This is a genomic window from Burkholderia sp. WP42 (assembly GCF_000745665.1).
Lineage (GTDB): Bacteria > Pseudomonadota > Gammaproteobacteria > Burkholderiales > Burkholderiaceae > Burkholderia > Burkholderia vietnamiensis.
Genome location: NZ_JQJT01000015.1, coordinates 60,260 through 86,618, shown reverse-complemented (window position 1 = coordinate 86,618; position 26,359 = coordinate 60,260). Strand labels below are relative to the sequence as shown.

The following is a 26,359-nucleotide window of genomic DNA, read 5'->3' as shown; positions in this document are numbered from 1 at the left end:
CCCCGTTTGCGCCGCCGCATCACCCTTCAGCGTACTGCCGGATCGGCCCGCTTGCCAGCACTGCGCGCGGGCCATGCGGACCACGCCGCGCTCGCGAGCTGCAGCGCGAGCAGCACGCCCCACGCCGTCGCATGCGCGCTCGCCGGATAATGGCCGTCGGTTGCCGGCCAGCGCGACAGCACGACACCGATCCCGATCTGGAACGCAAAGATCAGCACGAAGATGGCGAGCGTGAGCGTCGTATTCGCGCGGCCGATCAGATGCGCGGGGAAATGGGCGGCGAGCACCGCATAGGTCAGGATGCCGACGCCGCCGAACATCCCGTAGGCGGCCCACAACAGCGCGGGCGGCAGCGGTGCACGCGCGACGATCGCGACCTGCGTCGCCACGAACAGCGCCATCCCGACACTGCAGAACGCATGGACCGACACGCCGCGTCGCTCGAGCGCGCGCGCCGCCGCGCCGAAGCCGACACACCCCGCCATCATCGCGAAGCCCAGCACCGACACCAGCCGCGCCGCGTGCTGCGCGTCGAATCCCCCGACATCGCGCAGATACGGGCCGACCCACAGCGACTGCATCGCGTAGAACACGCCCTGCGTGACGATCGAGAACGACGAGATCTTCCAGAACGCTCGACTGGCGAGGATGTGCCACGTGCCCTTGAACTGGCTGACGAGCCCGCCCTGGTGGCGCGGCTGCGCGGTCTCGGGTGCGCCGCAGCCGATCGCGGCCGCGACGACGATCGTCAGCGCCGCGAGCCCGCCGCAGATCGCGCGCCAGCTCGTCAGACCGAGCAGCCAGGTGAGCGGCGAACCCACCGCGACGCCGCCGAGGCCGCCGACGGCCATCACGAGCCCGTTGACGAGCGGCAGCCGGCTGACCGGGAAATGCTGCGCGAGCGCCTTGAAGGCCGCACCGAGACACACCGACACGCCGACGCCGATCAGCAGCCGGCCGACCATCATCGTACCCAGACCATGCGCTGTGCCGAACACGGCCGCGCCGGCGGCCGCGAACAGCAACATCCCGGCCGCCACGCGGCGCGGGCCGAAATGGTCGAGCAGCACGCCGGCCGGAACCTGCGCGCCGGCGAAGCCGAGAAAATAGAGACTGGTGAGCAGCCCGAGATCGGCCGCCGACAGCCCGAGCTCGTGCGTGACGAACGGCGCGAAGCCGAGATTGACGCCGCGAAACACGTACGACACGAAATAGCCGAGCGCAAACAGCGCGAGCACCCTGATCTGCACCGCCGACATCGCCCTCTCCTCGCAACCGGTTGCCGCGGGTTGCCGCGCGAAGCGCCCGCCCGCCGCCGCGCACAAACGAAAACGCCGTCACCTCGGTGACGGCGTCGCTTCGTGTCGGATCGTCGCGCAATCGCGCCGCCCGACCCGGCCAGCGCGCTGCGCGCGCGGCCGCGTGGGTTACTTCTTCTTGCCCTTGTGCGCGGCGGCCTTCGGCGCTGCCTTCGCGGGCGCCGCCTTCGCCGCATGCGCAGCTGGTTTCGCCGCGGCATGCTTGCCGCCGCGCGACTTGCCGCCCACCGACAGGCTCGCGCGCTCGATGTGCGCGCCCGCCGCCGACGTCGCGATCCGCTCCGGGCCCGGCTCGGCCGGCACCGCGCGGCCGACCGGCACGTGCAGCACCAGCGCCTGACCCGGCATCGCGATGTCGCGATGCGTGCGATTCCACGCCTTCAGCTGGCCGACCGACACGCCGTAGCGGCCGGCGAGCGCGGCCATCGACTGCTTGCGGCGCACGCGGATCAGCATCTTGCGCGTGTCGGGCACGTCGGGTTCCATCGCCAGCACGCCGTTCTCGGCGACGTCGGCGCTGATGTCCTCGTCATCGTCGTCGCCGCGCGGCACGACGATCGTCGAGCCCGGCTTCAGGCGCATGCCGGCCGGAATCTTGTTTACCGACATCAGCGTATCGGGGTCGACGCCGATCTTCTCGGCGATCGCAGCCGGCCGCGCGCGTTCGCTGACCGTGTAGGTGGTCCACGACGACAGCTGACCGTTGTACGCCTTCAGGCTCTTCTCGAACGCCGCCGCGTTGTCGAACGGCAGCAGGATCTGCGGCTCGGTCGCGCCGAGAATGACCGGCTTCGAGAACGACGGGTTCAGCGAGCGGAATTCGTCGAGCGACAGATTGGCGAGCTTGGCGGCCACCGCCACGTCGATGTCGCGCGACGTGGTGACGGTCACGAAGTACGGGTGGTTCGGAATGTCCGGCAGCGCGAGACCGAATTGCTGCGGATTGGCGATGATGTTCTTCACCGCCTGCAGCTTCGGCACGTAGTTGCGCGTCTCGTTCGGCATCCGCAGGTTCTGGTAGTCGGTCGGCAGGCCGGCCGCCTGGTTGCGCGCGATCGCGCGCTGCACGTTGCCCTCGCCCCAGTTGTACGCGGCCAGCGCCAGATACCAGTCGCCGAACATGTCGTGCAGGCGCGACAGGTAATCGAGCGCGGCGCTCGTCGACGCCAGCACGTCGCGGCGCTCGTCCTGCCACATGTTGCGCTTCAGGTTGTACGTGCGGCCCGTGCCCGGCATGAACTGCCACATGCCGGCCGCCTTCGCGACCGACAGCGCCTGCGGGTTGTAGGCGGATTCGATGAACGGCAGCAGCGCGAGCTCGGTCGGCATGTGGCGCGCCTCGAGCTCCTCGACGATGTGATACAGATATTTCTGCGAGCGCTCGGTCATGCGCTGCACATAATCGGGACGCTGCGTGTACCAGGTCGTCTGCATGTCGACGAGGTCGCTCTGCAGGTCCGGCATCTGGAAGCCGCGGCGAATGCGCGCCCACAGGTCGGAATCCGCACTGGTCAGATCGCCGACGGACTGCTTGTCGACGTCGACGGTTTCTTTCGCGGTGGCTGATTTACGGAGGTAGTTGGACGCCGCCTGCGAATCGGCGGCGTTGTTGGCGACAGGACCCTGGCTCGCGCATGCGGCGAGCAGCAGGACCACCATCGCACTCAATATAAGTCGCATGAAAATCTCGGCTTCCGACGGCTGGAAATTGCAGGCGATACTACGGAAGTGCGTGCTTCACGTCAATAAAAACACCGAAAACTCAGCGAAATCCTACGTTTGGGGCAATTTTTACAGGTAGCGCCTGAGGTACGGAGTCCTCCCGATTGCGTCATCGGAAGCGGTTTTTCCATTCGCGCATCAGCGTGAATGCCGCCAACCGGTCGGGCACCGTTTCGTGCAACTCGGCCTCGAGCGTCGCGTGGATCGCCGCGCTGTCCGCGCGCAGGAACGGGTTCACCGCGCGCTCGTGCGCGATCGTGGTCGGCAGCGTCGGCATCCCGCGCGCGCGCAGCGCCTGCGCGTCGTCGCGCCACGCGGCGAGCGCCGCATTGCCGGGCTCGCACGCGAGCGCGAAGCGGATGTTCGACAGCGTGTATTCGTGTGTGCAATGCACGCGCGTGTCGCCGGGCAGCGCCGCGAGCGCATCCAGCGACGCGAGCATCTGCGCGGGCGTGCCTTCGAACAGGCGACCGCAGCCGCACGAGAACAGCGTGTCGCCGCAAAACACGTGAGGGATGGCGGCGCCGTGGCCGGCCGCCTGGAAATACGCGATGTGGCCGCGCGTGTGACCCGGCACGTCGAGCACGTCGAACGCGAGCGCCGGCGCGTCGAGCGTCACGCGAGCGCCGCCGGCCAGCGGCCGCGTCACGACGCCGATCGCCTCGGCGGCCGGGCCGTATACGACGAGCGGCGCATCGTCCGGCTGGCTATCGCGCAGGGCGGCGACACCGCCGACATGGTCGGCGTGATGGTGGGTGAGTAGAATAGCGGTCAACCGCCAGCCGCGTTCCGCCAGAACGCGGCGTACCGGCGCGGCTTCACCCGGATCGACGGCGATCGCATCGCGGCCGTCCGACACGAGCCAGATGTAGTTGTCTTCGAATGCCGGCACCGGCACGTATTCCAGCTCGTTCATGGGCGCGCAATCATCGTTATGTCCGATCCTCAAATTATAGACTGGCCCGCCTGGACCGACTCGCCGCCCGGCCGCTACGTGCTGGGCTGGGAGCAGGCGCAGCTCGACCGGATCGTGTCCGACGTGTTCGGGTTTCACGCGCTGCAGCTCGGGCTGCCGCAGCTCGATGCCTTGCGCGAGAACCGCATGCCGTATCGCGGCCTCGTGCTCGATCCCGCCAGCGGCGCGAGCGCGCCCTACCAGTATCCGTGGGCGCGCGAGGCATCCGCCCCCGAGCATGCGCCGGCCGAGCGCAGCACCACGTGGTGCGACCTGCTCGACCTGCCGTTCGAGTCGCAGAGCGTCGACCTGATCGTGATGCCGCACACGCTCGAGTTCACGTCCGACCCGCACCGGCTGCTGCGCGAGGCCGAACGCGTGCTGATGCCCGAAGGGCAGCTGGTGATCACCGGCTTCAACTCACTGAGCCTGTGGGGCATGCGGCAATCGTTCGGGCGCATGGCGAACCGCCCGTTCGTGCCGGCCGCGCGCGACCAGATCGCGTTCATTCGGCTCAAGGACTGGATCAAGCTGCTCGGCTTCGATCTCGAGCGCGGCCGCTTCGGCTGCTACCGGCCGCCGCTCGTCACCGACAAGTGGCTGGCCCGCTACGGCTTCATGGAAGCCGCCGGCGACCGCTGGTGGCCGATCTTCGGCGCCGTCTACATGGTCACGGCCGTCAAGCGCGTGCGCGGCATGCGCCTGATCGGCCCGATCAAGATGAAAAAGCCGGTGCTCGCGCCGGGCCTCACGCCGGCGGCCACCCCGACCACCCATCAAGAACATTCATGACCATCGACACCATCGACATCTATACCGACGGCGCCTGCAAGGGCAACCCCGGCCCCGGCGGCTGGGGCGCACTGCTGCGCTACGGCGACCGCGAAAAGGAGCTGTTCGGCGGCGAGCCGAACACGACCAACAACCGGATGGAGCTGATGGGCGTGATCGCCGCGCTCGAGGCGCTGAAGCGCCCGTGCCGCGTGATCGTCCATACCGACTCGCAGTACGTGCAGAAAGGCATCAGCGAGTGGATCCACGGCTGGAAGAAAAAAGGTTGGGTCACCGCGGCCAAGACCCCGGTGAAGAACGCCGATCTCTGGAAGCGGCTCGACGCGCTCGTCGCGCAGCACGAGATCGAGTGGCGCTGGGTGAAAGGCCACGCGGGCCATCCCGAAAACGAACGCGCTGACGCGCTCGCGAATCGCGGCGTCGAATCCCTCGCGGCCTGAACGCCGGCCGCCCTACCGTCTTTCCCGATTTATCCGACATGCGCCAGATCATTCTCGATACCGAAACCACCGGCCTCAATCCCCGCTCGGGCGATCGCCTGATCGAAATCGGCTGCGTGGAGCTGCTGAACCGGCGGCTCACCGGCAACAACCTGCACATCTACGTGAACCCCGAGCGCGACAGCGATCCGGGCGCGCTGGCCGTGCACGGGCTGACCACCGAGTTTCTGAGCGACAAGCCGAAGTTCGCGGAAGTCGCCGACCAGATCCGCGACTTCGTGAAGGGCGCGGAACTGATCATCCACAACGCACCGTTCGACCTCGGGTTCCTCGATGCCGAATTCGCGCGGCTCGGCCTGCCGCCGTTCATCGAGCATTGCGACGGCGTGATCGACACGCTGGCAGAGGCCAAGCAGATGTTCCCAGGCAAGCGCAACTCGCTCGACGCACTGTGCGACCGGTTCGGCATCAGCAACGCGCACCGCACGCTGCACGGCGCACTGCTCGACTCGGAGCTGCTCGCCGAGGTCTATCTCGCGATGACGCGCGGCCAGGACAGCCTCGTGATCGACATGCTCGACGACGCAGGCGCCGATGGCGGCGCGGCGAACGGCCAGCGCATCTCGCTCGCGTCGCTCGACCTGCCGGTCGTCGCGGCCGGCGACGACGAGCTCGCCGCGCACCAGGCGCAGCTCGACGAGTTGGACAAGTCGGTCAAGGGCACCTGCGTCTGGCGCACGTCCGCCGAAGTGGACGCCGCCGAAGCGGCCTGACGCATCCGGCCGCTTCCGCTGCAGCCGCGCCCGCGCCTACGCGCGCGGCTGCAGCGCGATCATCGCCATCCCGCCGAGCGCGAGCGCCGCGCCCGCCGCATCCCAGCGGGTCAGCGCGACGCCGTCGACGACCCGCAGCCACAGCAGCGCCACGCCGATGTACACGCCGCCATACGCCGCGTAGGTGCGCCCCGCCGCGCTCGGATGCAGCGTCAAGAGCCACGCGAACAGCGCCAGCGACAGCGCTGCCGGCACCAGCAGCCACACGGGCCGCCCGCCTTTCAGCACGAGCCACGGCAGGTAGCAGCCCACGATTTCGGCCACCGCGGTAACGGCGAACAATGCCGCGATCCTGATCAGTTCGGTCATCCGGTTCCTCTTGGAATGAGCGTCCGTCGCGCAGGGTCCGCGAGGGTCCCGCGACGGCATGCCCGGCGCGGCCCATCATACCCGCGCGAGCCGCGCCGGAACCGCCGCGGGACGGGCGATTCCGAGCAATTTGCACGATCGTCTGTCATCGTGCTATCATGTCGCCTGTTTCAACCTCTAATCTCTTTCTTTTTCGATCTCGATCGAATGCCGCCCGCGCCTGCAGGCCGGCGCTTCGATCGACATTGCATCCACAGGAAAGCCCGCCCGACAGGCCCGCTTTTCTCGTTTCGTTGCCCTTCCGGGGCACTTGCCGGAGCGCCGGACTTTCGTCCGCACCGGTATCCGCCGCCTGCATCACGCGGCCCATTCTTCATGAGCGCACCGTCGCGGCGGCCCATCGGGCCCGCGTCGAAGCAGTCCCTTGCGGCTCTTTACCGCCATTCGCGCAGTAAGTGCTTAAAGGCCTGCCCCGACGCGCAGCACACGACCTCGCGCTTGCCGGCAAACCGTGTCGGACGGCCCTCCGTTCCGGCGCAGTCAAAGGAGTGCATGACCTTGACCGCAACACACGTCAGCCCGATCGCTGTTTCCCCTTCCCCGTCGTCCGGCGAGGCCCCGCTCGCCGCGGACGACATCACCGTCGTCGACCAGAGCCTGCTCAAGCGCGCCGTCAGCGCAATGGCCATCGGCAATGCGATGGAATGGTTCGACTTCGGCGTCTACAGCTACATCGCCGTCACGCTCGGCAAGGTGTTCTTCCCGTCGAGCAGCCCGTCCGCGCAGCTGCTCGCCACCTTCGGCACGTTCGCGGCCGCGTTCGTCGTGCGTCCGCTCGGCGGCATGGTGTTCGGCCCGCTCGGCGACCGCATCGGCCGCCAGCGCGTGCTCGCCGCCACCATGATCATGATGGCCGTCGGCACCTTCGCGATCGGCCTGATCCCCAGCTACGCGTCAATCGGCATCATGGCGCCCGTGCTGCTGCTCGTCGCCCGCCTCGTGCAGGGCTTCTCGACCGGCGGCGAATACGGCGGCGCCGCCACCTTCATCGCCGAGTTCTCGACCGACAAGCGCCGCGGCTTCATGGGCAGCTTCCTCGAGTTCGGCACGCTGATCGGCTATGTGATGGGCGCCGGCGTCGTCGCGCTGCTGACCGCGTCGCTGTCGGAGGACGCGCTGCTGTCGTGGGGCTGGCGCGTGCCGTTCCTGATCGCAGGGCCGCTCGGCCTGATCGGGCTGTACATCCGGATGAAGCTCGAGGAGACGCCGGCGTTCAAGCGTCAGGCCGAAGCGCGCGAAGCGCAGGACAAGGCCGTGCCGAAGACGCGCTTTCGCGAAACGCTGTTCGCCAACTGGCGCGCGCTCCTGCTCTGCGTCGGCCTCGTGCTGATCTTCAACGTGACCGATTACATGGTGCTGTCGTACCTGCCGAGCTTCATGTCGTCCACGCTGCACTTCGACGAATCGCACAGCCTCGTGCTGGTGCTGATCGTGATGGTGCTGATGATGCCGCTCACGCTCGCGGCCGGCCGCCTGTCGGACCGCATCGGCCGCAAGCCGGTCATGCTGGCCGGCTGCGTGGGCCTGCTCGCGCTGTCGATCCCGTCGATGATGCTGATCCATGCGGGCACCACCGCGTCGGTGTTCGGCGGCCTGCTGATCCTCGGCGTGCTGCTGTCGTGCTTCACCGGCGTGATGCCGTCGGCGCTGCCCGCGCTGTTCCCGACGGAGATCCGCTACGGCGCGCTCGCGATCGGCTTCAACGTGTCGGTGTCGCTGTTCGGCGGCACGACGCCGCTGGTGACGGCCTGGCTCGTCGACGTGACGCAAAACCTGATGATGCCCGCCTATTACATGATGGGCGCCGCCGTGATCGGCATCGTGTCGGTCGTCGCGCTCGCCGAGACCGCGCGCCAGCCGCTCAAGGGCTCGCCGCCGGCCGTCGCGACGCACCGCGAAGCACACCAGCTGGTGCGCCAGCTGCGCGACGAGGACGAAGCCGAAATCTACGGCGTCGTGTCGGCCGCACGCGCCTGAGTGCTCAACAAGCGCCCAATGAGCGCCCAATAAAAACCCCGGCAATAGCCGGGGCCAGATCTACTCCGATTCGCCCGACCGGCGCCTGCCGGCCGGGCGTTCCTTTATTCGTTCGCCGAAGCGGCGTTCAGGCGTGCGCTTCGCATTCGCGGCAGAAGATCAGCGCACGCGAGCGCGACACGGCAGCCTGGGCACCGCGCGCCGCGACGATCAGGCCGACCTGGCCGAGATTGAAATCGCGCTCGACCATCAGCTGCGTCAGCGCGGCGAGCGGCAACACGACGGACGGGTGGTACAGGCTCGATTCGATCAGGGCTCTCATCTTCGGCTCCATCAGACAACGCATATTCGATGGAGTGAATTCTAGGGATCACCCTGATCCCGATAAACGGCACATTTGCGAAGTCACTTGTTGCCGCCGGTGAACAATCGGCCACGCCCTTGGCTGGTGCGGCTGACGGCGTCGTCCGGGGGCCTGTGGGGGCGGCTGTGTCGGGGTTGCGCGAACGCGCCGGGTAGCCGCGCCGTGGGTCGGATCAACGTGCGTGGGGCTATCGCACGGCCGTCGGCGAACCGCGCGGTCGGGCCGTGCGGGACGCCCGCACCGCACCGCACCGCACCGCGCGAAGCGGTGCGGCGCAAGCGGATCGCGGAGCCTCCCCGCGCTCGCTCGCGTACCGGCGCGATGCGCCGCCGCGCTCAATCGAGCGGCGTTTCGACGAAGGCGGGAAGCTGCTCGGCCCGCGCCGAATGCGCGGCGAGCGCCGGATAACGGGCCGGCTCGATCCGCGCGAGCGGCGCATATTCGGCGATCATGAACTGCGTGAAGCGCCACGCGACGGCCACCGTCACGTCGGACTGCAGCAGCCGCGCGCCGCCGAGCCAGCCGTTGGCGGCCGCCACCAGCGGCTCGAGTTCGCCGTACGCGGCCTCGAGCTGGCCCAGCACGCGCTCGAGCCACGGCGCGTGCTGCTTGTCGGCCGGCCGCAGCGCCTGTTCGTAGATGACCTGCACCGTCTTCTCGGCCGCGGCCAGCGCGAAGCCGACCGGCACGAGCGCGCGCAACCGCGCGTCAACGGCCTCGGGCAACAGGCGCCGCTCCGGCGCGACGAGATGGTCGAGGTAGTCGACGATCAGCGAGGAATCGATCAGCGTGACTCCATCGGCGGTCACGAGCGTCGGCGCCTTCACGACCGGATTGATCTCGCGGAACCGGTCGAAATGGCGAAACACCGAAACCGACTCGTGCTCGAACGGCAGGTCCAGCAGCTTCGCCGAAATGGCGACACGGCGCACGAACGGGGAATCCAGCATACCGATCAGCTTCATTGCAAACGCTCCGAGTGACAAACCAGGGCCATCGACTGTAGCAGCGACGCAGGCGGCCGCCTAGCGACGCGCGGCCCCCCGCGCGATTGATGCGCATCACCCGGTCACGCATCGGACACCCGCGGCGCGTCCGGAATGACCATAATGCAGATTCACGCCCCTTCCGCGTCAAGGTCTCCCATGTGGTACGCCGTCGTCGAACAGCAGCGGGAATGGATGCGCGCCTGGCGCGCGGCGACGCGTCACGCGTTCGACGTGTGGCCGGCCGCGACGCTGCCGCACAGCGCGTCCACGTGTTACGACGACCTGTTCGAGCCGCTGCTCGGCCCGGCCGCCGGCCCGCCGCGCTTCGAGCTGCGCGAGCCGGGCATCGACGAGCGGATCGTCGCGCACACGCCGTTCTGCCAGTTGCGACGCTTCGCGCAAGCCGGCACGCGCCGCACCGTGCTGTTGTGCGCGCCGCTCGCCGGGCACGCGGCCGTGATGATGCGCGAAACCGTCGAGGCGCTGCTCGCGGACGGCGACGTCTGCGTGACCGACTGGGTCAATGCGCGCGACGTCCCGCTCGCCGCGGGCCGCTTCGGACTCGACGAGTACGTGGCGACGCTCGACGGCTTCGTCGACGCGCTCGCGAGCGACGCTCGGCCGCTGCACGTCGTCGCCGTATGCCAGGCGACGGTGCCCGCGCTCGGCGCGCTCGCGCTGCGCGCCGCGCGCGGCCTGCCGCCGCCCGCGAGCATCACGCTGATCGGCGGCCCAATCGACGCGCGCGTCAATCCCAGCGCGCTCGGCACGACGGCCGCGTCGCATTCGCTCGCGTGGTGCCGCCGTCATCTGATCGATATCGTGCCGCCATGCTTCCCCGGCCACGGCCGTCACGTGTTCCCGACCTATCTTCAGCAGGGCGAAATCGCGCTGCTGTATCCGCAGCGTTTCATGTCGTTGATCGAAAACTACGCGCGCGCCGCATCGCGCGTCGACATGGCGGCGCTGGCCGACGCACGGCGCGCCCTGCGCGAGTACACGGCGCTGCTCGACATGCCGGCCGAGTATTTTCTGGATACCGTCGACATCGTGTTCCAGCGGATGTGCCTCGCCAACGGCACGTGGGACGTGGGCGGCCGGCGCGTCGAGCCGGCCGCGCTGCGCGGCGTCATGCTGCTGACCGTCGAAGGCCGCTGCGACGCGGTCACCGGCGCCGGGCAGACCCATGCGGCGCTCGACATGTGCGGCGGGCTGACGGCCGGCGAGCGTCATCGCGTCGATGTCGACGAGTGCGATCACTACGGCCTCTTCACTGGCGACCATTGGCACGCCGACGTCCACCCGGCGCTGCAGCGGATGTTCGCGCAGGCCGAAGCCGAACGCCCGCGGCCGCGCCGGCGCCGCATCAGGCGGGGCTGATCCCGTCGTGCCGGACGCGTGCCGCGTCGAGCAGCGCGCGCACCTCGTCGTCGCCGACCTGGTCGAAATCCGCATAGAACTGGCCGATGCCGAAGAACCGCGCGGGCTGCAACACCGTGACGAACGCGTCGGCCACGTCGTCGAACATATGCGCGGCACCGGTCGGCGCGACGGGCACGGCAGCCACGATGCGCGCGGGACGGCGCGCGCGCAGTGCCTGCAGCGCGACGCGCATCGAGGCGCCGGTCGCGACACCGTCGTCGACGACGATCACGACGCGCCCTTCGACCGGCAGCGGCGGCCGCGCGCCGCGATACAGCGCGTCGCGGCGCTGCAGCTCGGCGGCTTCACGCGCGATCACGTCGGCCAGTTGGTCGCGCGTCACGCCCATCGCGCGAATCGCCGCATGCCGCAGATGAATCGCGCCGCCCGTCGCGAGCGCGCCGATCGCGAGTTCCGGATCGGACGGCATGCCGAGCTTGCGCACGATCAGCAGGTCGAGCGGCGCGCGCAGCGCCTGCGCGACGGGGAACGCAACCGGCACACCGCCGCGCGGCAGCGCGAGGACGACGACGTCGCGACGGTCCGCATAGCCGTGGAGCGCATGCGCGAGCCGGCGCCCGGCGTCGGCGCGATCGGTGAAACATTCGGGCAGGTTCGGGGCCATGCTGTCGCGACGCGGTTGTGGGGCTTCGGGGCTTCGGGGCGGGATGCGTGATGAAAGATGCGGGACATGCGGTACGCGCTACCGCGATCGATGCCGAGCCGCACCTGCGCCCGTTCAACGAGCATGGTTCATCGCTGACGCCGATGCAAGCGGGGTCATACCGGCGTATCGGGCACCGCCCGCAGGGAACGCGACGAAGAGCGTCGCGCGAAAGTTGGGCGGTAGACCAACGCGGCCCAGAACCCGAGCCGGCCCGCTGCGCGCGGAGCTCGCAACGCGGAGCGCGCCGACACGCGGCTCATAAGCCGCGCAGCCCGCCCCGCCCGCTCACCGCCCGGCGGCCTGCCGGTACAGACGCCAGAACGACTGCGCGTAAGACTGCGCGAGCTCCGGCGCGCGCTGGAATACGTTGACCGTCTCCGCGTGCGCGGCAGCGCCTTCGGACAGCGTCGGCAGCGCGACGTTGTCGTCGACGATCGCGAAACGCGGCGCGGGATCGTCGTGCCGCGAGTCGATCGCGACGTCGATGCCGGCCGCTTTCAGGTAACCGGCGCCGCTATACCTGCCTGCACGCGCCGAGCGCACCAGCACGACGCGCACGTCGACGCCGCGCGCGCGCGCCGCCCGCAGCGCGGCCGCGACCGCGGGCGGCACATGCGCATAGCCGGCCAGCAGCACGCGCCGCTGCGCGTTGTCGATCAGGTCGACGGTCGCGTCGGCGGCCAAATTGTCATAGGAGAAGTATGTGCCGACCGACGCGGCGTCGGACGGAATGGGGCTGGCGTGGGCGCTCGCCGCGCAGCCGAGCGCGGCGAGAAGAATGGCGGCTGGTCTCATGGCGCGCGCCATTTTAGCGATGCCAATTCGCGTGGCAAGCGCTGGCCGACACGGTGCTGCGCCGGCGCAACACCCGTTGCGCCACGGCGATCGCGCGGGCCGGATACGGGCCGCATTACGTGCCGAGTTACACGCCGAATTGCATCCGATTGCGCCGCGCGGTGCCGTTCAGTCGCCCGCGACCCGCGCGAGCCAGCTCTCGACGCCGTCGACCGAGCGAAAATCGGCGACGCTGCGCGCCGGCAGCGCCGGATACGCGGCCGCCGCCATCTCGGCGAGCGCGCGGCCCGGCCCGAGTTCGAGGAACGCGCTTGCGCCGGCCTCGACACAGGCGGCCAGACACGCCGCCCATTCGACCGGCTCCGCGATCTGCCGCGCCAGCTTGTCGCGCCCCACGTCGACATCGAGCACCGACCCGCCATCGATCCCGGCAAACACGCGCGTGCCGGGTAGCGGCCGGCGCACGTTCGCCGCGGCGAGCGACGCGCGAAACGGCGGCACCGCTGCCGCCAGCCGGCGCGTGTGCGATGCGATCCGCACGCACACGGGCGCGACGCGCAATGCGCCCGCGCCCGCCGCAGCGTCGGCCACCGCGGCGACGTCGGGCTGGGCGCCGGCCACCACGAACGCATCGCCCGGATTCGCGATCGCGATCGCCGCGTCGCGGCCGTCACACAGGCCCGCGAGCTGCGCGCGCGCAAGCCCGCGCACGAACACCATCCGCTCATCGCCGCCGCTGGCCGCATCCATCGCACGCGCGCGCGCATCGGCGAGCTCCAGCGCGTCGTGCGGATCGATCATCCCGGCCACGCTCCACGACGCGACTTCGCCGACGCTGTAACCGGCCACGCAGCGGCGGCGCGGCCACGCGGCCGCGAGCAGTGCGGTCGCGGCGAGCGCCTGCAACGTGCAGAGGATCTGCGCTGCGCGGTTCTCGCCGAGCGCGTCCGGCCCGGCGCGCCGCACCCAGTCGCGCGGATCGTCACCGAGCAGCCGGCCCGCGTGTGCGAACAGCGGTTCGGCCTGCGGCGCCGCACCGGTCAGCTCGAACATGTCGGCGCGCTGCGCGCCCTGCCCCGAACACAGGATCGCGAGCGTCATGGCTGCGCCTCGTCGGCGTCGAGCGCGTCGACGAATACGCTCATCGCGAGCAGGTCGGCCGCGCCGCCGGGGCTGAGCCGGCGCACGACGAACGCGCGGTGCGCGGCAACGGCGCGCAGCCGCCAGTCGCGCGCGCGGATGCCGCCGCGTGCGACGAATGCGCGTGCGCTCGCGCGGGCGAAGTCGAGCCCGTCGCGCCCGCCGCGATGCAGCAGGTTCGTATCGTCGAGCGCGGCGATCAGCGCGAAGCAGGCTTCGACGCGCGCGGCTTCCGCGTCGCCCGGCATCCAGCGCGCGGCGCGCCGCAACGCCGGCAAGCCGACGCGATATACCGTCGCGAAGCCGCCGGCCGCCTCGCCGCGCGCGCCGCCGACGCCGTAGCGACGGCTCGCGCGCTCGCCGTGGCTGTCCGGCAGCCGCGGGCCGCCGAGGATCTCAGCGCCCCACCGCCGTGCGACGAATGCGCCGAGCGTCATCGTGCGGGCGGCCGCACCGGCTGCATCGGCCGTGGCGCGCCGGCCGGCCGCCGCGCACAGCAGCCCGAGCCCGAAGATCGCGCCGCGATGCGTGTTCACGCCACCCGTCGCCGCAAGCATCGCATGTTCCGCGCGCAGCCCGATCTTGCGCAGCGCGCCCATGTCCGCGTCGCGCGCGCCGGCCTCGGCGAGTTCCGCGAAGTACGGCCGCAGCACGGCCGCGCTGCGTGCGAACGTCGCCGCGTCCATGTCCGCATGGCTGCCGGTGTCGACGTGGCTGACGAGCCCCGGTTTCGGATAAGTCCGGATTTCGAGCACGAGGCTGCGCTCGGCGAGTTCGGCGATGCGCTCGGCGCCGGACGGCGCGAGCGTGCGCCACGCAGCCCACGCATTCATCGCACACCTCGCGCGAAGGCTTCCACCGACATCAATTCGACGGCGAGCGCCGTCTTCACCGCGACTTCCGGCAGCCGCGCGTACAGTTCGCGCCAGTTCACGCCGGCGCCGTCGTCGCGCAGCAATTCGCCGTCGATGCGCATCGGCGCGCGCGCGTCGAGCGCCGCGAGGCCGTCGAGCAGCGCGTCGCGCAGCGCCGCGGCCGGCAGCGGAAACACGACGTCGAGATCGGATCCGTCGCTCAGATAGCGTTCGCCGGTCAGCGTCTGCCATGCGAGGCTGCCGAACACGCGCCCCTCGACGCCGCAGCGCGCACCCAGCGCAGCCAGTTCGCGCAGCGTTGGCTGCCATGCGGCGGGCGCGGCGGCGAGCACGTCGGCCAGCGCCGGCAACGCGCGACGCGCTGCGACGGCATCGGCCGCGGCGTTCAGCGCGACGCGCCGCTTGCCGGCGGCAGGCGGCAACGGGATGCCGAGCGGCACGCGCGCCGCGTCGGCTTCGTCGGGCGTGGCGCGGCGCACGATCAGCGGCCGGCCGTCGGCAGCCCACGCATGCACGACCGGATCGGCCGCGAGCGCGGGATCGCGCGCGAACGCGGCGGACCACCCGGCCGCCGTCAGCGTGACGAGCGTGTGGCGGCGCAGCGGTGCGTCAGCGCGCGGCACGCGCGAGCGCCTCGACGCGACGCGCGACGTCGGCCGCGACCGGGCGGCCGCGCGCGGCGCGCGTGTCGCTGCGATCGACTGGCCTGGCGAGCCACTCGCCGACCTGCGCGTCGAGCGCGCAGGCCGGATCGAGCACCGCGTCGACCGCGCCCATCTTCACGAGATTGTCGAGCCCCGGCGCGAACACCGGCGTCGAGCGCGCCATCGCCTCGAGCACGTCGATCGGCAGCTTCGTCACGCGCGACATCGACGGCAGGTCCATCACCTCCGGCTCGGCGCCCGGCAGCGCGAGCAGCGTGCGCGTCGCGAGCGCGGTCGCGATGAACGCGCCGGCGGCCGTATGGCCGTACAGCAAGCCGATCGTCCGGTGCCCGGCGAGCTCCGCGTGCATCAGGCATTTGGCGAGATGCGACAGCCCTTCGTTCAGCCCGAGCAGCTCGTCGCGCTTGCTCATCCGCTGGCTGTCGCTGTCGACGAGCACGAGGATCGGCGTGGCGCCGCCGCGCTCGATCGTGGCGAGCACCTGCGACGCGAGCGCCAGCGCTTCGTCGATGCCGAACGGCAGACGCTCGGCGACGCCGATCACGTCGACGCGCGTGCCGCCCAGTTGCGCCGAGCCCGTCAGCAGGCCGCCATCGCGCGCAATCGAATGGCCCGCGGGAAACAGCGAGGTCAGTACTTCATCGAGCGTCATGCTGCGGCTCCTGTAACTGGTCGGCGAGCTTGGCGAATGCGTCGTCGGGCATGCCGGGAATCGCTTCCGGCCGATCCGCGCCGAGCGCGCGCCACACGTCGAGCGCATCCGCACATCGGCCGAAGCGGGCGACGCGCGCTTCGAGACGCGCCTGCTCCGCGCGCAGCATCGCCGTATCGAACGCCGGCGCGCAGCCGAGCAGTTCGAGCGCCGCCGCACGGAACGCGGCCGGCGTATCGGCGACGTAGCGGTCCGCGCCGCCGATCAGCCGCCGGTGCTTGCCGCCCATCGTGCGCCAGATCAGCGCGCGATCCTTCGCGTCGAATTCCTCCACGCCGCGATTGGTCTCGATCACCTCGGGCCCCGACACGCTGATGCGTCCCTGCTCGGACACCGCCAACGCCGAACAGCAGGCCGCGAGCAGACCGCCGCCGCCGTAGCAGCCGGCGCGCCCGCCGATCAGCCCGAGCACCGCCACGCCGGTCGCGCGCGCCTCGACCAGCGCCCGCATGATCTCGGCGATCGCGAGCTCGCCCGCGTTCGCTTCCTGCAGCCGCACGCCGCCGGTATCGAACAGGATCAACACCGGCTTGCCGACCTCGCGCGCCGCGCGCAGCAGCCCCGTGAGCTTCGCGCCGTGCACTTCGCCGAAGGCGCCGCCCATGAAGCGGCCTTCCTGCGCGGCGATCAGCACGGGCCTGCCGTCGAGCCGGCCGTGGCCGACCACCATCCCGTCGTCGAACTGCTGCGGCAGCCCGAACAGCGGCAGATGCGGGCTCGCCACGCGTTCGGCCGGCCCTAGGAATTCGTCGAAGCTGCCCGCATCGAGCAGCGCGTCGATGCGCTGCCGCGCGGACGCCTCGTACCAGCTCGCGTCGTTCGCGACGAACGCGGGCGCGTCGTGGTCGTGAATCGTCGGGTTCGTCATGCGTCCCCCTCGATCGCGCGCACGGCCTGCGCGAGCCGCAGCGACACCATGTCGGGCCGCGCGCCGCCGTCGTTGATCGACAGCTTCAGCCCGCCCGGCGCGCGCCGTTCGACGAAGTCCGCCACGACAGCCCGCCACACCGCGCCGAAACCGACCGCCGCGGTGCGGATGTCGATCTCGCATTGATCGTCGGGCAGGACGCGCTCGACGAGCACCTCCAGGTTGCCCGACGCGACCACGCCGACGAGCGCCGCGGCCAGCTGGCCCTTCGCACGCGCACGCGCGGCGAACCGATAGTTCAACTGTTCCATCCCGTCTTCCTCACCAGTTGCGGAACCGGGCAGGCGGCGCATAGAGGCCGCCCGACCAGTGCACGAGGTCCTTGATCGAGCGCGCGGCGAGCCAGCGGCGGTCGGCGTCGAGCGGATCGATGCCGAGATCCTCCGGGCGGCGGATCACGCCGCGCTCGCGCAGGCGCTCGACCATCCGGCGGTCGCGGCCGCGGCCGACCTCCGTGTAGCCTGCCACGCCGCGGATCGCCTGCTCGCGCTCGTCGAGGTCGCGGCACATCAGCAGGTTCGCGATCCCTTCCTCGGTGACGATGTGCGTGACGTCGTCGCCGTAGACCATGATCGGCGCGAGATCGAGCTGCAGCTTGTCGGCGAGCTTCAGCGCGTCGAGCTTCTCGACGAACATCGGCACGTTCTTGTCGCCGAACGTCTCGCCGATCTGCACCACCAGCTTGCGGCCGCGCCTGAGCGCCGCGGGCGTGTCGGGGTCGGCCTGCGCGCCGGCCTTCAGCCACGGCTCGCTCGGATGGCGCCGGCCGCGCGCGTCGCTGCCCATGTTCGGCGCGCCGCCGAAACCGGCGATGCGCTCGGCCGTGACCGTCGACGAATGGCCGGCCAGGTCGATCTGCAGCGTCGAGCCGATGAACATGTCGCACGCGTAGAGGCCCGCCGTCTGGCAAAACGCGCGGTTCGAGCGTAGCGAGCCGTCGGGGCCGGTGAACCAGACGTCGGAGCGCGCGCGGATGTAGTCGTCCATCCCGACTTCGGAGCCGAAGCAGTGAATCTGTTCGACCCAGCCCGATTCGATCGCGGGGATCAGCGTCGGGTGCGGATTGAGCGCCCAGTGCGTGCAGACCTTGCCCTTCAGCCCGAGCTTCGCGCCGTAGGTCGGCAGCAGCAGCTCGATCGCGGCCGTGTTGAAGCCGATGCCGTGGTTCAGCCGCTTGATCCCGTACGGCTCGTAGATGCCCTTGATCGCGAGCATCGCGGTCAGGATCTGCGTTTCGGTGATCGCGGCCGGGTCGCGCGTGAACAGCGGCTCGACGTAGAACGGCCGCCCCGCCTCGACGACGAAATGCACGCGGTCGCCCGGAATGTCGACGCGCGGCACCTTGTCGACGATGCGGTCGACCTGCGCGATCACGATGCCGTCCTTGAACGCGGTGGCTTCGACGACGGTCGGCGTGTCCTCGGTGTTCGGGCCGGTGTACAGGTTGCCGTCGGCGTCGGCGCTGACGGCGGCGATCAGCGCGACCTGCGGCGTCAGATCGATGAAGTAGCGCGCGAACAGCTCGAGATACGTGTGCACCGCGCCGAGCGCGATCTTGCCGCCGAACAGCAGCTTCGCGATGCGCTGCGACTGCGGGCCCGAATAGGCGAAGTCGAGCCGCTTCGCGATGCCGCGCTCGAACACGTCGAGATGCTCGGGCAGCACGACGCCCGACTGCACCATGTGCAGGTCGTGGATCTTCGCGTTGTCGACGTCGGCGAGCGCGACGGCGAGCAGGTCGGCCTGCTTCTGGTTGTCGCCTTCGAGGCACACGCGATCGCCCGGCCGCAGCACTGCTTCGAGCAGCGCGACGGCGTCGCGCGCATCGACGCGCTTGCCGCGCGCGAACGCCGCGCCGGCCGCGATGCGTGCGTCGCGCGCCTGCCGCGCGTGATTCCATCCGGTCATGAAGAGTTCTCCCGCTTCGGTGGTTCAGCGGCATTCTAAGCCGCGGGCTGCCGCCGATTGATGATGATGACGAATGCGACTCAGAGGGCGCCGCGATGGATGCGGCCGGTCGCCGCACGCGCGTGCCGGCCGCACGCACGAGCCGCGCGGGCCGCCGGCGCACGCTACGCGCCGACCAGCGCGCGCGTCGCGAAGAACAGCAGCGACGGCCCGAGCAGGCAGCCGACGCCGGTGTGGAACGTGGCGATCAGCGCGCCGTACGGCACGAGCCGGCGATCGGTCGCGGCGAGCCCCGCGCTCACGCCGCTCACCGTGCCGGCCAGCCCGCCGAAGATCATCGCGGAGCGCGGCGTCTTCAGCCCCATGAAGTTGGCGGCAACCGGCGTGCCGACCATCACGATGATCGCCTTCACGAGGCCGGTCGCGATGCTCAGCGCGATCACGTCGGAGCTCGCGCCGATCGCCGCGCCGGTGACCGGCCCGACGATGTAGGTGACGGCGCCCGCGCCGATCGTCGTCATGCTGACCGCATCGGTGTAGCCGAATGCGCGCGCGATGCTCGCGCCGACGATGAACGGCAGCACGGTGCCGAGCAACAGCGACACGACGCCGACGAGGCCGGCCTTGCGCGCCTCGGCCGGCTGCACTTCGAACGCGGTCGCGACGATCGCGAAATCGCGCAGCATCGCACCGCCCATCAGGCCGATGCCGGCGAACAGCCGCACGTCGGCGAGGCCCTTGTCGCCGCCGGTGAACGCGCCGCCGACGTACGCGAGCGCAAGACCGATGACGATCGCGATCGCGGAGCCGTGCACGCGGCCGAACGTGAGCCGGCGCGACGCGATCGACGACAGCCACATGATCAGGCCGACCAGCGCGAACGACGCGACGAGCCCGTTGTGGGCGACGGTTTTTTCGAGCATCTGCAGCATGGCGGCCTCCGTCACTGTTCTTCGAATTGCGGCACGCCGGCGAAGGCCGTGTCGTCGCGTCCGGTGCGCACCAGCACCGCGATGCAGCATGCGCAGATCGCGACCGCGCCGAGCGCGGCCAGCAGCGCGACCGGGCCGCCCTTCAGCGCGGCGACGACGTTCTGGTTCGCCGCCATCGCGACGACGACCGGGATGTACATCGCGCCCCAGAACCCGACGCCCGCTTCCGTCTCCTTCGGCAGCCAGCCGCGCCGGTGCAGCCACAGCCGCAGGCAGATCAGCAGCAGCATCGCGATGCCGACGCCGCCGACGTTGGTCTTCACGCCGATCGCGGCGCCCAGCAGGTCGCCGAGGAACAGCCCGGCCAGATGGCAGAACGCCAGCAGCGCGGTTCCGTAGATGATCATGAGTCGTCTCCAGTCTCTTGGTGCGGCGCCTGACGCGTGCGGGAGGGAGGCCCGGCCGCCGATACCCGGGCGGACTGTCCGTCTCCTGCGGCGCGGCGCCGCGGCCCGGCGGCTCGTCGTGCGAGCGCGTTCTCGGGGTCGATGGGATGATGCGGGTTCGGGCCGAACGCCGGATGGCTTAGACTGACCGAAGCAGCCGCCGGCGCGACACGGGCTACGCCGCCGGTGCGGCCGGCCTTGAAGGGCCGCACTGGCGCGTGATCCGATACTAGCGCCGCAAAATCCGGCGATTTATGAAGTTGTCGAAACCGATTCAGTGGATTTAGCAATGCGTCCGTTACCGCCCGAACTGCTGCGCAGCTTCGTCGCCGTCGCGCAGTCCGGCAGCTTCACCGCCGCGTCCGAGCGCGTGAGCCTGTCGCAGTCGACCGTCAGCCAGCACATCCGCCGCCTCGAGGAGCTGCTCGACCGGCCGCTGTTCGAGCGCGACACGCGCAACGTGCGCCTGTCGCAGCACGGCGACGCGCTGTTGCGCTACGCGGTACGCATTCTCGAGCTGATGGACGAAGCCGTCACGTCGGTGTGCGGGCCGCCGCTGTCGGGCAAGGTGCGGCTCGCGATGTCGGAGGATTTCGCGTCCGCGCATCTGACGGCCGCGCTCGCGAGCTTCGTGCAGCGCAATCCGGACGTCGAGCTGGCGATCTCGACCGGGCTGTCGGGCGATCTGTTCGACGCGCTCGACGAAGGCCGCCACGATCTGGTGTTCGCCAAGCGCGTCGCCGGCAGCCGGCGCGGCCGCGTGATCCGCAGCGAGCCGCTGTACTGGTGCACCGGCCCCGATTCGGCGATCACCGGCCACGAGGCCGTGCTGCCGCTCGCGATGCATCCGGAGCCGAGCGTGTCGCGGCGCCGCGTGCTCGAATCGCTCGAAGCGGTCGGCCGCCCTTACCGGATCGCCGTCGTGAGCAGCAGCATCGCGGTGCTGCGGGCGGCCGCGAGCGCCGGGCTCGGCGTGAGCGCGTTCGCCGGCTACGTGATCCCGGCCGGGCTCGCGCGGCTCGACGCCGGGCTGCCGGAACTCGGCGAGCTCGAATACGTGATCGACCGGCCGGCCGCGGCGTCACGCTCGACGCTTGCGCTCGAGGCGACGCTGATCGCGGCGGCGGCGGGGTTGTAGCGGGATGCGTCGCGGTCGCGACGGTGGCGGCGGTCGAGGGTGGCGTCGAACGTGAGCCACGGCGACGCGTCGCGACACGCCGCCGCCACCGCTGCAATCCACCCTCTTGAAATGCCGCTCGCCGGCCACTAACTAAGCGTCATCAGGCAATGCCCACCACGCGCACCGTGCGCGTCGACGGGGCTGCGTCGGCGCGTATTCCGCGCTTCACGTTCAGGAGGACCATCATGAGCGGTATGTATTTCGGCAACGATCTGTTCGACGAATTCACGCGCCTGCAGCGGCAGATGGCGAGCCTGTTCGGCGAACTGCCGACCGGCATCCGAGCGGTGCGGCCCACCGCGTTCCCGGCGCTGAACATCGGCGCGACCGACGACGCGATTGAAATCGTCGCGTTCGCCCCCGGCATGGCCGCCGCCGACTTCGACGTGTCGATCGACAAGGACCTGCTGACCATCAGCGGCGAGCGCAAGCCGGTGCCGCAGGACGGCGGCGACGACGTGCGCACCTATGCGCAGGAGCGCTTTCACGGCGCATTCCGGCGCGTGGTCGAGTTGCCGCAGAACGCCGATCCCGACAAGGTCAGCGCGCGCTACGAAAACGGCTGCCTGCTGATCCGCGTCGGCCGCCGCGAGGAATCGAAGCCGCGTGCCATCACCGTTCAGTGAACTTCAGGAGACCGACATGAACACGAGCCAGACCCTGACCGAACGTCCAACCGACGCCGCACAGCCGGCCGCCGCCGCTGCCGAAGGCGCGCGCCGGCCCGCGATCACGCCGGCCGTCGACATCGTCGAGGACGCACAGCGCGTCACGCTGCGCGCCGACCTGCCCGGCGTGCCGCGCGAGAACCTCGACGTCAAGGTGCACGACAACACGCTCACGATCGACGCGCAAGCGCGCATCGACACGCCGGCCGACCTGCGCGTGCGGCATGCGGAAGTGCGCGTGCCGCGCTTCGTGCGCTCGTTCGTGCTGAGCGCCGATCTCGACACGACGCGCATCGACGCGAACCTGCGCGACGGCGTGCTGACCTTGACGATCCCGCGCCGCGAAGAAGCGCGTCCGCGCCGTATCGACGTGACGGTCGGCGGCGCGTAAGCGCGCGAGAACCGGCCGCCGACGACACGCGATGGAATCCCCGCCGGGCATGATCCCGGACGGGGATTTTTCACATGCGGCGGCCCGCGCCCGCGCGGCCGCGTTCAATCGAAATCGAACAGGTCGAACACCGACCGCTTGCGCCGCTGGCCGCCGTGCCGATGGCGGTCGTCGTCGGCGCGCGCGTCGCGCGGCCAGCCCCCGTCTCGGCCGCGCGGCGCGTGGCGATCGGGCCGCCCGTCAGCCGGTGCGTTAGCCCGTGCGTCGTGCCGTACATCGGGCCGTACCTCGCCGGTTTCGCGCGCGATCAGCTTGTCGAGTTCGCCGCGATCGAGCCACACGCCGCGGCACGTCGGGCAATAGTCGATCTCGATCGACTGGCGCTCGGCCATCAGCAGGTCCGGCGTCTTGCAGACAGGGCATTTCATCAGGCGGCTCCTTCGGGACTGGATTGCGCATCGGCGGCGGGCGTCGCCCGCCCGCCGGCTCGTTCGGTGACGCTCGGCGAAGCTCAGTGATGCTCGGCCCGCGCCGCGCGCTTCGCCTTCGCGCGCCGCGCCAGCATGTTCATGCCTTCGACGAACGCCGAGAACGCCATGGCCGCGTAGATATAGCCCTTCGGCACATGCGAGCCGAAGCCTTCGGCGATCAGCGTCATGCCGATCACGACCAGGAACGACAGCGCCAGCATCACGATGGTCGGGTTGCGGTCGATGAAGCGCGCGAGCGGCTGTGCCGCGAACAGCATCACGCTCACCGCGACGATCACCGCGACGAACATGATCGGCACGTGCTCGGTCATCCCGATCGCGGTCACGATGCTGTCGATCGAGAACACGATGTCGAGCATCACGATCTGGCCGACCGCGGCCCACATCGTCAGGCCGGCCGCGCCGCTGCGCGCGCCGTCGTCGTCGCCGTCGTGCGACACGTGGTGATGGATCTCCGTGGTCGCCTTCCAGACGAGGAACAGGCCGCCCGACAGCAGGATGACGTCGCGCCACGAGAACGCGTGGCCGAACAGTGTGAACACCGGTTCGGTGAGGCTGGCGATCCACGCGACGCTGGCCAGCAACGCGAGGCGCATCACGAGCGCGAGCGCGATGCCGATGCGCTGCGTACGCGCGCGCTGCGCTTCGGGCAGCTTGTTGCTGAGGATCGAGATGAAGATCAGGTTGTCGATGCCGAGCACGACCTCCATCACCACGAGGGTCAGAAGCGCGGCCCAGACGGCGGGGTCGGCGGCAAGCGTCAGCAGGTAGTCCATGGAAGGCCCGGTTCGCGAGAGGAAAACCTGATGATAGGCAATCCACGACTTCGGAAAAATCAGCGAGAATCTGAGCTTTGGTGCGGTTTTTTCGATATATCGTCGCGATGCTGAATTTTCGCCATCTGTACTACTTCTGGGTCGTCGTGAAGGAAGGCGGTTTCGCGCGCGCCGCGCAGCGGCTCGACATGGCCGTGCAGACGATCAGCGCGCAGGTCCGGGAGCTGGAAAAGTCGCTCGGTCATCAGTTGCTGCGTCCGGCCGGCCGGGGCGTCGCGCTGACCGACGCCGGCCGCGCCGCGTATGCGCGCGCCGAGGTGATCTTCGAGATGGGCCGGCTGATCCCCGACGACGTGCGCGCGGCCGCCGGCCGGCCGACCGTGCGGCTCGCGGTGGGCCTCGCGGACGGCATCTCGAAGCTCGCCGCGCATGCGATCCTCGCGCCGGTGCTCGAGACGCCCGCGCTGCGGCTGCTGTGCCACGAGGGCGAGCACGATGCGCTGCTGGCCGAGCTCGCGCTGCATCATCTCGACCTCGTGCTGGCCGGCCAGGGCGCGCCGGCCGGCTCGAACCTGCGCGTGACGAGCGAGCGGCTCGTCGCATCGCCGGTCGACTGGTACGGCCCCGCGGCGCTCGTCACACCGGCCGCGCGGCAGCGTTTTCCGCAGTGTCTCGCCGAGCTGCCGGTGCTGCTGCCGACCGCGCATTCGGCGCTGCGCGCGCGCCTGGACCTGTGGCTCGAACGCGAACGGATCGTGCCGCGCGTGACCGGCGAATTCGAGGACAGCGCGCTGATGGCCGTGTTCGGCGCGCGCGGCCTCGGCGTGTTTCCGCTCAGCGAACTCGGCGCGAACGACGCGGCGCTGCTGCGCGGCCTGCGCCGGCTCGGGCGGGCGGGCGACGTGACCGAGGAAATCCACGCGATCCGCTCGCGCCGCGGCGAGCACCATCCGCTGGCGTCGCAACTGCTCGCGGCGGCACGCGCGACGCCGGCCGACTGAAGCGAGCGCGACATCAAACGAAACTATAATGACGCCCCGGCCATACGAGATTGCCGCGCACGCCGTGCGCGCATCGACGGCGGGCGACCTCGCGCTCGCCCGCCGTCGCGGCAACTCGCCGAGCCCTCTGAAAGACGCCATGCACAACCGATTTCGCCTGTCCTCCGTTTCGTGCGCGCTCGCGGCCGCCACCGTGCTGGCCGCGTGCTCGTCGCCGCCCAAGCCGATCTATCAGCAGGAACAGTTCGACGCGACGAGCAGCCCGTATGCGCATACGTTCCATGCGAAGTCCGAGGCGGCCTGCGAGGCCGCACGGCGCTCGCTGCTGAGCCAGGGTTACGTGGTGTCGTCGTCGCGCAACGATGCGGTCGACGGCAGCAAGAACTTCCAGCCGAACAACGACATGCACGTCGTGATCGAGTTTCACGTCGTGTGCGCGGACGCGAACGCCGACGGCTCGTCGAGCATCGCGTACGTGAATGCGGTGCAGGACCGCTATACGCTGAAGAAGTCGAATACGTCGGCGAGCGTCGGCCTGAGCGTGTTCGGCTCGCTGTCGCTGCCGATCGGCTCGAGCGACGACGCGCTCGTGAAAACGGCGAGCGAGACGATTCCGGCGGGCGTCTTCTATGAACGCTTTTTCAATCTGGTCGACCATTTCCTGAAGATCGATCCGGCCCGCCGCGATCGCGCGACCGTGAAAGCGGCCGAGAAGGAGCATGTCGCGCCGCTGCCCGAGCCGGCGCCGACGCCGCAAGGCGAACCGATGAAGATGACGACGCCGGTCGTACCGACGCCGCCTGCCGCGCCGGTGCCGCTGTCGGGGACGGGGGTCGCGCCGGGTTCGGGGGGGCCGGTGGGGGCGGCGGCTGGGTCGGCCGTGGTCGCGCCGAGTGCGATGCGCGGGGCGACGCCGGGTGGAGGAGCGGGTTCGGCGACTGGTTCGGCTGCGGCTCGGGCTTCGGCCGCTGGTGCCGCTTCGGCGCCTGCCCCGGCCTCCGGACCTGCTTCGGCTCCGGCACCCGCTTCGGCACCCGCAGCGGCCTCCGCGCCAGCAGCCTCTTCGACATCCGCTCCGGTTTCGGCCCACGGTCCAGTTTCGACACACGCTCCGGCCTCGGCACCTGCTTCGCCTTCACCTGCTTCGGGGTCGACAGCTGCTCCTGCTCCCGCTTCGGCACCCGCACCGGCTTCGGCGTCCGGTCCTGTTTCAGCCCTCGGCCCGGCTTCAGCTACTGCGTCGCTGCCAGCCGCTGTTTCGACCGCTGCACCTGCTTCGGCTTCGGCGTCCGCTCCGGCCGCGACGCTCTCTCCGGCTTCACCGCAAGCACTCGAGACTGCTTCGATTTCGGCAGCCGGTTCAGCTGCTTCGGCTGCGGCCCATGCTGCGGCTTCTGCATCGGCTACGGCCGCATCACTCGCTTCGGCTCCCGTCCTCGCTTCCACGGCTTCGTCTGCGCCGCCTCATGCCGCTGCGTCGGAAGCGGTTTCCGCGTCGGCACCCACCGGCACGCGCGGCACGCCGGTCGCTTCGAGCGCAGCTTTGGCAATGTCCGGTCCCACGGCAACGGCAACCACGCACGCCGCTGCGGCCTCCGCAAG

At 70.3% G+C, this 26,359-nt stretch carries 28 protein-coding genes and 1 pseudogene; 10 read left to right on the top strand and 19 right to left on the bottom strand.

Annotated features, from left to right (window positions below; genetic code table 11):
- Positions 1 to 26: 26 nt before the first annotated feature.
- From EX20_RS08340 to gloB, 3 genes are all read right to left on the bottom strand, one after another.
- The gene (locus EX20_RS08340) at positions 27 to 1,259 is read right to left on the bottom strand and encodes an MFS transporter (protein ID WP_034193242.1); all 1,233 of its coding nucleotides are present in this window, start codon (positions 1,257 to 1,259) and stop codon (positions 27 to 29) included.
- 168 nt (positions 1,260 to 1,427) lie between these two features.
- A complete protein-coding gene (locus EX20_RS08335; RefSeq protein ID WP_011884271.1) occupies positions 1,428 to 2,999 on the bottom strand; it encodes a transglycosylase SLT domain-containing protein in 1,572 nt (523 codons plus the stop codon).
- Between the two features lie 151 nt (positions 3,000 to 3,150).
- Entirely contained in the window at positions 3,151 to 3,957 is an 807-nt protein-coding gene (gloB, locus tag EX20_RS08330; protein ID WP_034193241.1) for a hydroxyacylglutathione hydrolase, read from the bottom strand.
- Positions 3,958 to 3,975: 18 nt separating this feature from the next.
- On the opposite strand from gloB, the gene EX20_RS08325 reads away from it, so the two are divergent.
- The 3 genes from EX20_RS08325 to dnaQ are packed head-to-tail and all read left to right on the top strand — an operon-like array spanning position 3,976 to position 6,001.
- A complete protein-coding gene (locus tag EX20_RS08325) occupies positions 3,976 to 4,788 on the top strand; it encodes a class I SAM-dependent methyltransferase (protein WP_011884269.1) in 813 nt (270 codons plus the stop codon).
- Complete coding sequence (rnhA, locus tag EX20_RS08320; RefSeq protein WP_011884268.1) at positions 4,785 to 5,228, top strand: ribonuclease HI; 444 nt, start codon at positions 4,785 to 4,787, stop codon at positions 5,226 to 5,228. Before EX20_RS08325 ends, rnhA begins: the two co-directional genes overlap by 4 nt.
- A gap of 38 nt (positions 5,229 to 5,266) precedes the next feature.
- A complete protein-coding gene (gene dnaQ / locus EX20_RS08315; protein ID WP_034193240.1) occupies positions 5,267 to 6,001 on the top strand; it encodes a DNA polymerase III subunit epsilon in 735 nt (244 codons plus the stop codon).
- 36 nt (positions 6,002 to 6,037) lie between these two features.
- Here the strand turns inward: dnaQ and EX20_RS08310 are convergent, their stop codons facing one another.
- Positions 6,038 to 6,370, bottom strand: a complete 333-nt coding sequence (locus EX20_RS08310; RefSeq protein ID WP_011884266.1) for a YnfA family protein — start codon at positions 6,368 to 6,370, stop codon at positions 6,038 to 6,040.
- A 552-nt stretch (positions 6,371 to 6,922) separates the two neighbouring features.
- On the opposite strand from EX20_RS08310, the gene proP reads away from it, so the two are divergent.
- Positions 6,923 to 8,407: a glycine betaine/L-proline transporter ProP gene (gene proP / locus EX20_RS08305; RefSeq protein ID WP_034193239.1), complete on the top strand. Its 1,485-nt coding sequence runs from the start codon at positions 6,923 to 6,925 to the stop codon at positions 8,405 to 8,407.
- A 127-nt stretch (positions 8,408 to 8,534) separates the two neighbouring features.
- On the opposite strand, the gene EX20_RS08300 is transcribed toward proP, so the two are convergent.
- Positions 8,535 to 8,741: a hypothetical protein gene (locus EX20_RS08300; protein ID WP_014722807.1), complete on the bottom strand. Its 207-nt coding sequence runs from the start codon at positions 8,739 to 8,741 to the stop codon at positions 8,535 to 8,537.
- 365 nt (positions 8,742 to 9,106) lie between these two features.
- Positions 9,107 to 9,736: a glutathione S-transferase family protein gene (locus tag EX20_RS08295; protein WP_034193238.1), complete on the bottom strand. Its 630-nt coding sequence runs from the start codon at positions 9,734 to 9,736 to the stop codon at positions 9,107 to 9,109.
- A 180-nt stretch (positions 9,737 to 9,916) separates the two neighbouring features.
- Here EX20_RS08295 and phaZ point away from each other — a divergent pair, with 180 nt between their 5' ends.
- Positions 9,917 to 11,140: a polyhydroxyalkanoate depolymerase gene (phaZ, locus tag EX20_RS08290; RefSeq protein ID WP_014722806.1), complete on the top strand. Its 1,224-nt coding sequence runs from the start codon at positions 9,917 to 9,919 to the stop codon at positions 11,138 to 11,140.
- Here phaZ and EX20_RS08285 read toward each other — a convergent pair.
- The 11 genes from EX20_RS08285 to madL all read right to left on the bottom strand — a co-directional run bounded on the left by EX20_RS08285 (position 11,127) and on the right by madL (position 20,211).
- Positions 11,127 to 11,807 carry a phosphoribosyltransferase gene (locus EX20_RS08285; protein WP_081350625.1) on the bottom strand — a complete coding sequence of 227 codons (681 nt, stop codon included), beginning with the start codon at positions 11,805 to 11,807 and terminating at the stop codon, positions 11,127 to 11,129. The genes phaZ and EX20_RS08285 overlap by 14 nt on opposite strands.
- A gap of 327 nt (positions 11,808 to 12,134) precedes the next feature.
- Positions 12,135 to 12,656, bottom strand: a complete 522-nt coding sequence (locus tag EX20_RS08280; protein ID WP_011884259.1) for a phospholipase D-like domain-containing protein — start codon at positions 12,654 to 12,656, stop codon at positions 12,135 to 12,137.
- Positions 12,657 to 12,812: 156 nt separating this feature from the next.
- Positions 12,813 to 13,745 (bottom strand): acyltransferase domain-containing protein, encoded by a 933-nt coding sequence (locus EX20_RS08275; protein WP_034193237.1) that lies wholly within the window; start codon positions 13,743 to 13,745, stop codon positions 12,813 to 12,815.
- Positions 13,742 to 14,617 (bottom strand): triphosphoribosyl-dephospho-CoA synthase MdcB, encoded by an 876-nt coding sequence (gene mdcB / locus EX20_RS08270; RefSeq protein WP_034193236.1) that lies wholly within the window; start codon positions 14,615 to 14,617, stop codon positions 13,742 to 13,744. The genes EX20_RS08275 and mdcB overlap by 4 nt, the downstream gene beginning before the upstream one ends.
- Positions 14,614 to 15,282: a malonate decarboxylase holo-[acyl-carrier-protein] synthase gene (gene mdcG, locus EX20_RS08265; protein WP_011884255.1), complete on the bottom strand. Its 669-nt coding sequence runs from the start codon at positions 15,280 to 15,282 to the stop codon at positions 14,614 to 14,616. The genes mdcB and mdcG overlap by 4 nt, the downstream gene beginning before the upstream one ends.
- Complete coding sequence (mdcE, locus tag EX20_RS08260) at positions 15,269 to 15,976, bottom strand: biotin-independent malonate decarboxylase subunit gamma (protein ID WP_034193235.1); 708 nt, start codon at positions 15,974 to 15,976, stop codon at positions 15,269 to 15,271. The genes mdcG and mdcE overlap by 14 nt, the downstream gene beginning before the upstream one ends.
- Complete coding sequence (locus EX20_RS08255) at positions 15,963 to 16,904, bottom strand: biotin-independent malonate decarboxylase subunit beta (protein ID WP_034193234.1); 942 nt, start codon at positions 16,902 to 16,904, stop codon at positions 15,963 to 15,965. The genes mdcE and EX20_RS08255 overlap by 14 nt, the downstream gene beginning before the upstream one ends.
- The gene (mdcC, locus tag EX20_RS08250; RefSeq protein WP_034193233.1) at positions 16,901 to 17,215 is read right to left on the bottom strand and encodes a malonate decarboxylase acyl carrier protein; all 315 of its coding nucleotides are present in this window, start codon (positions 17,213 to 17,215) and stop codon (positions 16,901 to 16,903) included. The genes EX20_RS08255 and mdcC overlap by 4 nt, the downstream gene beginning before the upstream one ends.
- Positions 17,216 to 17,225: 10 nt before the next feature.
- Complete coding sequence (gene mdcA, locus EX20_RS08245; protein ID WP_011884251.1) at positions 17,226 to 18,872, bottom strand: malonate decarboxylase subunit alpha; 1,647 nt, start codon at positions 18,870 to 18,872, stop codon at positions 17,226 to 17,228.
- Between the two features lie 164 nt (positions 18,873 to 19,036).
- A complete protein-coding gene (gene madM, locus EX20_RS08240) occupies positions 19,037 to 19,804 on the bottom strand; it encodes a malonate transporter subunit MadM (protein ID WP_011884249.1) in 768 nt (255 codons plus the stop codon).
- An 11-nt stretch (positions 19,805 to 19,815) separates the two neighbouring features.
- Positions 19,816 to 20,211: a malonate transporter subunit MadL gene (madL, locus tag EX20_RS08235; protein ID WP_011884246.1), complete on the bottom strand. Its 396-nt coding sequence runs from the start codon at positions 20,209 to 20,211 to the stop codon at positions 19,816 to 19,818.
- A gap of 328 nt (positions 20,212 to 20,539) precedes the next feature.
- On the opposite strand from madL, the gene EX20_RS08230 reads away from it, so the two are divergent.
- The 3 genes from EX20_RS08230 (at position 20,540) to EX20_RS08220 (ending at position 22,489) form a co-directional block, all read left to right on the top strand.
- Positions 20,540 to 21,388 carry a LysR substrate-binding domain-containing protein gene (locus tag EX20_RS08230; RefSeq protein ID WP_011884244.1) on the top strand — a complete coding sequence of 283 codons (849 nt, stop codon included), beginning with the start codon at positions 20,540 to 20,542 and terminating at the stop codon, positions 21,386 to 21,388.
- Between the two features lie 227 nt (positions 21,389 to 21,615).
- Complete coding sequence (locus tag EX20_RS08225; protein ID WP_011884243.1) at positions 21,616 to 22,056, top strand: Hsp20/alpha crystallin family protein; 441 nt, start codon at positions 21,616 to 21,618, stop codon at positions 22,054 to 22,056.
- Between the two features lie 16 nt (positions 22,057 to 22,072).
- Positions 22,073 to 22,489 (top strand): Hsp20/alpha crystallin family protein, encoded by a 417-nt coding sequence (locus tag EX20_RS08220; protein WP_011884241.1) that lies wholly within the window; start codon positions 22,073 to 22,075, stop codon positions 22,487 to 22,489.
- Between the two features lie 104 nt (positions 22,490 to 22,593).
- On the opposite strand, the gene EX20_RS08215 is transcribed toward EX20_RS08220, so the two are convergent.
- Complete coding sequence (locus tag EX20_RS08215; RefSeq protein ID WP_034193232.1) at positions 22,594 to 22,917, bottom strand: TFIIB-type zinc ribbon-containing protein; 324 nt, start codon at positions 22,915 to 22,917, stop codon at positions 22,594 to 22,596.
- Between the two features lie 83 nt (positions 22,918 to 23,000).
- On the bottom strand, positions 23,001 to 23,756 hold the full coding sequence (locus tag EX20_RS08210) for a TerC family protein (protein ID WP_034193231.1): 756 nt from the start codon (positions 23,754 to 23,756) through the stop codon (positions 23,001 to 23,003).
- 107 nt (positions 23,757 to 23,863) lie between these two features.
- Here EX20_RS08210 and EX20_RS08205 point away from each other — a divergent pair, with 107 nt between their 5' ends.
- Entirely contained in the window at positions 23,864 to 24,757 is an 894-nt protein-coding gene (locus tag EX20_RS08205) for a LysR family transcriptional regulator (protein ID WP_034193230.1), read from the top strand.
- Between the two features lie 139 nt (positions 24,758 to 24,896).
- A pseudogene (locus EX20_RS30455) lies at positions 24,897 to 26,063 on the top strand (DUF2242 domain-containing protein); the annotation flags it as partial.
- Between the last annotated feature and the right edge of the window lie 296 nt (positions 26,064 to 26,359).

What these genes read in the sequence shown, in the direction of transcription:
- EX20_RS08340 (WP_034193242.1), bottom strand. Translation starts at nt 1,259, where the DNA reads ATGTCGGCGGTGCAGATCAGGGTGCTCGCGCTGTTTGCGCTCGGCTAT.
- EX20_RS08335 (WP_011884271.1), bottom strand. Translation starts at nt 2,999, where the DNA reads ATGCGACTTATATTGAGTGCGATGGTGGTCCTGCTGCTCGCCGCATGC.
- gloB (WP_034193241.1), bottom strand. Translation starts at nt 3,957, where the DNA reads ATGAACGAGCTGGAATACGTGCCGGTGCCGGCATTCGAAGACAACTAC.
- EX20_RS08325 (WP_011884269.1), top strand. Translation starts at nt 3,976, where the DNA reads ATGTCCGATCCTCAAATTATAGACTGGCCCGCCTGGACCGACTCGCCG.
- rnhA (WP_011884268.1), top strand. Translation starts at nt 4,785, where the DNA reads ATGACCATCGACACCATCGACATCTATACCGACGGCGCCTGCAAGGGC.
- dnaQ (WP_034193240.1), top strand. Translation starts at nt 5,267, where the DNA reads ATGCGCCAGATCATTCTCGATACCGAAACCACCGGCCTCAATCCCCGC.
- EX20_RS08310 (WP_011884266.1), bottom strand. Translation starts at nt 6,370, where the DNA reads ATGACCGAACTGATCAGGATCGCGGCATTGTTCGCCGTTACCGCGGTG.
- proP (WP_034193239.1), top strand. Translation starts at nt 6,923, where the DNA reads ATGACCTTGACCGCAACACACGTCAGCCCGATCGCTGTTTCCCCTTCC.
- EX20_RS08300 (WP_014722807.1), bottom strand. Translation starts at nt 8,741, where the DNA reads ATGGAGCCGAAGATGAGAGCCCTGATCGAATCGAGCCTGTACCACCCG.
- EX20_RS08295 (WP_034193238.1), bottom strand. Translation starts at nt 9,736, where the DNA reads ATGAAGCTGATCGGTATGCTGGATTCCCCGTTCGTGCGCCGTGTCGCC.
- phaZ (WP_014722806.1), top strand. Translation starts at nt 9,917, where the DNA reads ATGTGGTACGCCGTCGTCGAACAGCAGCGGGAATGGATGCGCGCCTGG.
- EX20_RS08285 (WP_081350625.1), bottom strand. Translation starts at nt 11,807, where the DNA reads ATGGCCCCGAACCTGCCCGAATGTTTCACCGATCGCGCCGACGCCGGG.
- EX20_RS08280 (WP_011884259.1), bottom strand. Translation starts at nt 12,656, where the DNA reads ATGGCGCGCGCCATGAGACCAGCCGCCATTCTTCTCGCCGCGCTCGGC.
- EX20_RS08275 (WP_034193237.1), bottom strand. Translation starts at nt 13,745, where the DNA reads ATGACGCTCGCGATCCTGTGTTCGGGGCAGGGCGCGCAGCGCGCCGAC.
- mdcB (WP_034193236.1), bottom strand. Translation starts at nt 14,617, where the DNA reads ATGAATGCGTGGGCTGCGTGGCGCACGCTCGCGCCGTCCGGCGCCGAG.
- mdcE (WP_034193235.1), bottom strand. Translation starts at nt 15,976, where the DNA reads ATGACGCTCGATGAAGTACTGACCTCGCTGTTTCCCGCGGGCCATTCG.
- EX20_RS08255 (WP_034193234.1), bottom strand. Translation starts at nt 16,904, where the DNA reads ATGACGAACCCGACGATTCACGACCACGACGCGCCCGCGTTCGTCGCG.
- mdcC (WP_034193233.1), bottom strand. Translation starts at nt 17,215, where the DNA reads ATGGAACAGTTGAACTATCGGTTCGCCGCGCGTGCGCGTGCGAAGGGC.
- mdcA (WP_011884251.1), bottom strand. Translation starts at nt 18,872, where the DNA reads ATGACCGGATGGAATCACGCGCGGCAGGCGCGCGACGCACGCATCGCG.
- madM (WP_011884249.1), bottom strand. Translation starts at nt 19,804, where the DNA reads ATGCTGCAGATGCTCGAAAAAACCGTCGCCCACAACGGGCTCGTCGCG.
- madL (WP_011884246.1), bottom strand. Translation starts at nt 20,211, where the DNA reads ATGATCATCTACGGAACCGCGCTGCTGGCGTTCTGCCATCTGGCCGGG.
- EX20_RS08230 (WP_011884244.1), top strand. Translation starts at nt 20,540, where the DNA reads ATGCGTCCGTTACCGCCCGAACTGCTGCGCAGCTTCGTCGCCGTCGCG.
- EX20_RS08225 (WP_011884243.1), top strand. Translation starts at nt 21,616, where the DNA reads ATGAGCGGTATGTATTTCGGCAACGATCTGTTCGACGAATTCACGCGC.
- EX20_RS08220 (WP_011884241.1), top strand. Translation starts at nt 22,073, where the DNA reads ATGAACACGAGCCAGACCCTGACCGAACGTCCAACCGACGCCGCACAG.
- EX20_RS08215 (WP_034193232.1), bottom strand. Translation starts at nt 22,917, where the DNA reads ATGAAATGCCCTGTCTGCAAGACGCCGGACCTGCTGATGGCCGAGCGC.
- EX20_RS08210 (WP_034193231.1), bottom strand. Translation starts at nt 23,756, where the DNA reads ATGGACTACCTGCTGACGCTTGCCGCCGACCCCGCCGTCTGGGCCGCG.
- EX20_RS08205 (WP_034193230.1), top strand. Translation starts at nt 23,864, where the DNA reads ATGCTGAATTTTCGCCATCTGTACTACTTCTGGGTCGTCGTGAAGGAA.